Origin of the sequence: Dolichospermum sp. LEGE 00246 (genome assembly GCF_015207865.1) — a bacterium.
Classification (GTDB): domain Bacteria; phylum Cyanobacteriota; class Cyanobacteriia; order Cyanobacteriales; family Nostocaceae; genus Dolichospermum; species Dolichospermum heterosporum.
In genome coordinates this window covers 1-4225 of record NZ_JADEWA010000469.1, presented here as the reverse complement: position 1 = coordinate 4225, position 4225 = coordinate 1, and the positions used below count along the sequence as shown (strand labels likewise).

Genomic DNA, 4225 nt, shown 5'->3' with positions numbered 1-4225 from the left:
ATATAAAAAACTATAAAAAGTGAAATTGGTGAAACAGCGATTAGATACATTATTAGTAGATTTGGGATTATGTGCTTCCCGTCAACAAGCACAGCGGCTAATTCAAGCTGGAGAAGTAACTGTAAATCAACATAAGATTGATAAAGTCGGCACAGAAGTTGATATTACCGCCCAAATTCAAGTTAAAGAACGTCCTCCTTTTGTGTCTCGTGGTGGGGAAAAACTGGTCAAAGCTTTAGAATGTTTTGGAATTTCTGTAACTGACAGAATTTGTTTAGACGGGGGAATTTCTACAGGTGGATTTACAGATTGTTTATTACAAGCTGGCGCAAAACAAGTTTATGGTGTAGATGTTGGTTATGGACAAGTGGATTGGAAAATTAGAACTGATGAACGAGTAATTTTAAAAGAACGGACGAATTTACGCCAACTACAACCAGCAGAATTATATGCTGAAAATGCCATATTTCCTGATTTGATAGTTGTGGATGTTTCCTTTATTTCTTTAACTAAAATTTTGCCGGCAGTATGGCAATTAACAAAAGCTCCCAGAGAGGCTGTATTACTTGTAAAACCACAGTTTGAAGTTGGCAAGTCTCGCATCGGTAAAAAAGGCGTTGTCCGCGATTCTGATGACCAAGGAGATGCAATTTTTAATGTGATGAAAGGGGCGTTAGAGCTAGGATGGAAATATAAAGGTTTAACTTGGTCGCCAATCACAGGACCTGCGGGAAATATTGAATATCTTTTATGGTTGGGAATGGAAAGCGAAATCATACCCCCAACTTTAGCAGCAATTCAAGAAATTACTAAACAAGTCATGCAGGAGTTTGGGAAAAAATGATGAGTATCAGTATAGGCAAAAAAAGTTGTGAAAATTGACAAATTAAAGCTATGATTTATTACATCAACGTAATATAATAGAAAGTGAGTTGGGAAATAGAATATACGAATGAGTTTGATATTTGGTGGCAAACTCTTAGAGAAGAGCAACAAGATGATATTGTCAGCGTTGTTCAACTACTTGAAGAAAAGGGAACACAATTACCCTTTCCTTATTCATCCGATGTCAAAGGTGCAAAAAACTCTCACCTGAGAGAGTTACGTATTCAAAGTCGTGGTAAACCAATCAGAGTATTTTATGCTTTTGATCCGCGACGAGTGGCAATTTTACTTATTGGTGGAGATAAAACAGGAGATAAGCGATTTTATGAAAAATATGTTCCCATAGCAGATCGTCTTTATGAAGAATATCTGCAAGAAATTAGTCAGGAGGGTTTAATATGACAGGACATAAAAAGTTTAGTAATCTTACTAAAGATTTATCGGCAGAAAGAAAAGCCAAAATTGCTACTCAAACAGCTAAATTAAAAGAGGAAATGGCATTAGCTGAATTACGCCAAGCTTTAAAAATATCTCAAGCTCAATTAGCTGAAAAGTTGCAAATTAAACAACCTGCTATTTCTAGATTAGAGAATCGTACTGATATGTATGTTAGTCATCTCCGACAAGTTATTGAAGCTATGGGAGGAGAGTTGAAAATAACGGCAATATTCCCTGATGTTGAAGTAACAATTACTAATTTTGAAAATTTGGCAATGGATATTGATGAGTAGGAGTTGAAGATAGAGAAAAAATTGAGATTTTTTAATTTTTAGAGTTTTGCTAAAATGTAAATGGCTATAAACCAAGGAAATATTCAGCTATGACACTTGCTAATTTATCAATTCCTCAACAATATACACTTGATATTGAACCAGAAGGACGTTTAACTTTACCCCAAGAAATCCAAGAAATACTTAATTTAGAATCTGGAGACAGATTAATTTTAACTCTTGAAGATAATGGCAAAATCCAATTAGTCAGCCTCAAACAACAAGTTAAAAAATTAAGAGGTTTATTAAAAGATAAATCACCTGATAGAAATTTGGTAAATGAACTTATTACCGAACGCAGACAGGAGTATTTAAGTGAATAAATCTGTGTTAGATGCTTCTGCCTTTTTAGCTTATCTTAGAGATGAACCAGGAGCAGAAATTGTAGAAAATGCGTTGATTGATGGGTGCTATATTAGTATTATTAATTGGGTAGAGGTATTGTCAAAAGTTGTTGATTTAGGAGAATCACCAGAGGAAATTATTAAACGATTGAGAGATGAAGGATTATTAGAAAATAGTCTAGAAATTGTTGCTTGCAATGAGCAAGATGCTATAACTATAGCTAAATTTCGACCTTTAACCAAAAGTACAGGATTATCATTAGGAGATCGTGCTTGTCTTGCTTTAGGTAAACGCTTGAATTTACCTGTATTAACAGCAGATAAAGTCTGGACTAGTTTATCTCTGGGAATTACAATTAATTTGATTCGTTAAAGTTCAAACTCATTTATACTTTCGGTAAATTTCGCTAACGCTTCTGCTGCTAATGCTTCCAACTTACCATCTGCAATATCACGTTCTATCTGCTCATCCCAAAGTTCATAATCTAGGTTTAAAAACCATTGTCTCAATTTCTCAAAATCATGAGATGGAAGTGAGAGAATTGCAGTTTCAATTTGTTCAAGCTGTGACATAAATAGTTTTACCTCTTTATTCTTGAGAAAATTATAGCTTTATTTTGTCCTAGAGTTTAATCCTTGATCTCAGTGTATTTATTTTACTATACTATTAATAATTCTATTTGCACATTTATGACAACTACTAAATTTCCTGAGTATCATTGTATGATTATCCCACCCCCCAATTCCCAAAGAGCGATACATTTGCTAAAATTGCAATTATCATAACACCAATTAATCACTATGTACTCCACCAATCCACACCAAGAACTCTTACAAGCGATCTCCAACCTTAGCGATAGCGAAACGCTCCGTAGGAATCAACAAATCCCACTTGTCTTGCAATTTATCTCATCCCTAGAAACACCTGTTAACAATTATCCAACTTCAGCTAAAACAGTTTTAGAACGAATGGGTGGTTATCCCAAATTTTTACTAGAAGGATCAGGAGATTTGTCAGATAGAGATGTACGCAAAAAAGCGATCGCTGACAGAATTCAGGCAAAACATCAGACAAGGACTCATGAAGACTCATGAATAATTATTTCCTTATTTTAATTGATACTGGAATTGTTGTTGCCTTCTCTCAACCAAAATCTGATTCATAATTTGCTGCTTCAACGAATCCGCCGCAACTGAAGCAATATTTTCCCAATCGTTTTCTGTCAACATTACCCCAAGCAATTCGCGCAATACCTGATGATTAGAAATAAATTCCTCACCAAAAAGTTCATCACTCTGCAACACAGCTTGAATATGTTCTTTAACAGTAGATGTAGGTAGCCTGAATCTTTCCAGCAACTTCTCTCTTGCGGTAGCAGATGCTATAAAAGTGGCAGTTCCTAAATTCCAATCTTTGAGCAACAAACGCACTTCTCGATTCAAAGAAATCCGCAAAGTTTTTAAGCGATAAAACAATTCGGGATTAAGTAACAGTTGATCAAAACCAGAACCCCAATCTAAACCAGCACCAATATTACCCCCTACTTCTTCCTCAGCTTGGATACTTTTTCTCAACCATTCTTCATTAAGTAATAAATCCATCGGGGTTGCTAATTCTTGGTTAGAGGCGAACGGAATATAATTAGATTCTTGCTGACTCATTACTTACCCTCACTGCTTTTGTTATAAGAACGCCATACACCGTACTCAAAATAAACCAGATCATCGTAATCTTCATCTTGCCCTAAATCTAGCATTCCTTGATTATCATAGAATTTTTCCGTTAATCAAATAGTAGTCCTATATTTAAATAAGAGAAGTTTATCTTATTTCTTTAAAATGAGAATTGCTGCCGATCTAAATTAAAGATCGTAAATCAAACACTCCAAAGCATCTGGATACATTTCACAGTAGTCTTCTAAGGCTGTTTTGCGGTGTTTTGCTTGCTTTTGATGGGCTTTTTCTGCTTGCAATTCTTCGACAATATCCCATGCTACTGCACAATTGGCGGAATTATTGCCATTTTCTGTACAGGTTATCCGCGCTTCTGTAATGGCTTCAAGAATTGCTGCTTCAATGGGTTTTTTACCGTTGATAACTTCGTTTAGGGATACCATGATCATGTTACCTTTGTTAGTGGAGAATAAAGGTTAATTAGGAATTTTAAGGATTGCTAATGAAGAGAATTACTCATAGTTGGTAAACTCTTTTTCAAAGTAACAATTC

The 4225-nt window shown here is 35.1% G+C and carries 9 protein-coding genes and 1 pseudogene; 6 read left to right on the top strand and 4 right to left on the bottom strand.

From position 1 onward, the window contains the following. Positions 1–25: 25 nt before the first annotated feature. The 5 genes from IQ228_RS22315 to IQ228_RS22295 all read left to right on the top strand — a co-directional run bounded on the left by IQ228_RS22315 (position 26) and on the right by IQ228_RS22295 (position 2372). Positions 26–844: a TlyA family RNA methyltransferase gene (locus tag IQ228_RS22315; RefSeq protein ID WP_027402963.1), complete on the top strand. Its 819-nt coding sequence runs from the start codon at positions 26–28 to the stop codon at positions 842–844. An 83-nt stretch (positions 845–927) separates the two neighbouring features. Further along, on the top strand, positions 928–1287 hold the full coding sequence (locus IQ228_RS22310) for a type II toxin-antitoxin system RelE/ParE family toxin (RefSeq protein ID WP_027402964.1): 360 nt from the start codon (positions 928–930) through the stop codon (positions 1285–1287). Beyond that, a complete protein-coding gene (locus tag IQ228_RS22305; RefSeq protein ID WP_027402965.1) occupies positions 1284–1616 on the top strand; it encodes an XRE family transcriptional regulator in 333 nt (110 codons plus the stop codon). Before IQ228_RS22310 ends, IQ228_RS22305 begins: the two co-directional genes overlap by 4 nt. An 89-nt stretch (positions 1617–1705) precedes the next feature. Beyond that, complete coding sequence (locus tag IQ228_RS22300; RefSeq protein WP_027402966.1) at positions 1706–1978, top strand: AbrB/MazE/SpoVT family DNA-binding domain-containing protein; 273 nt, start codon at positions 1706–1708, stop codon at positions 1976–1978. Beyond that, positions 1971–2372: a PIN domain-containing protein gene (locus IQ228_RS22295; protein ID WP_027402967.1), complete on the top strand. Its 402-nt coding sequence runs from the start codon at positions 1971–1973 to the stop codon at positions 2370–2372. The genes IQ228_RS22300 and IQ228_RS22295 overlap by 8 nt, the downstream gene beginning before the upstream one ends. Here IQ228_RS22295 and IQ228_RS22290 read toward each other — a convergent pair. After that, the gene (locus IQ228_RS22290) at positions 2369–2572 is read right to left on the bottom strand and encodes a hypothetical protein (protein WP_027402968.1); all 204 of its coding nucleotides are present in this window, start codon (positions 2570–2572) and stop codon (positions 2369–2371) included. The genes IQ228_RS22295 and IQ228_RS22290 overlap by 4 nt on opposite strands. A gap of 228 nt (positions 2573–2800) precedes the next feature. On the opposite strand from IQ228_RS22290, the gene IQ228_RS22285 reads away from it, so the two are divergent. Then, the gene (locus IQ228_RS22285) at positions 2801–3094 is read left to right on the top strand and encodes a hypothetical protein (protein WP_228044016.1); all 294 of its coding nucleotides are present in this window, start codon (positions 2801–2803) and stop codon (positions 3092–3094) included. Positions 3095–3106: 12 nt separating this feature from the next. Here the strand turns inward: IQ228_RS22285 and IQ228_RS22280 are convergent, their stop codons facing one another. The 3 genes and pseudogenes from IQ228_RS22280 to IQ228_RS22275 form a co-directional block, all read right to left on the bottom strand. Further along, positions 3107–3661, bottom strand: a complete 555-nt coding sequence (locus IQ228_RS22280; protein ID WP_193964478.1) for a hypothetical protein — start codon at positions 3659–3661, stop codon at positions 3107–3109. Continuing rightward, positions 3661–3780 (bottom strand): annotated as a pseudogene (locus IQ228_RS26830) (GNAT family N-acetyltransferase); the annotation flags it as partial. The pseudogene IQ228_RS26830 and the gene IQ228_RS22280, both read right to left, overlap by 1 nt. An 81-nt stretch (positions 3781–3861) precedes the next feature. Then, entirely contained in the window at positions 3862–4122 is a 261-nt protein-coding gene (locus tag IQ228_RS22275) for a Calvin cycle protein CP12 (RefSeq protein WP_193964476.1), read from the bottom strand. Positions 4123–4225 lie beyond the last annotated feature (103 nt).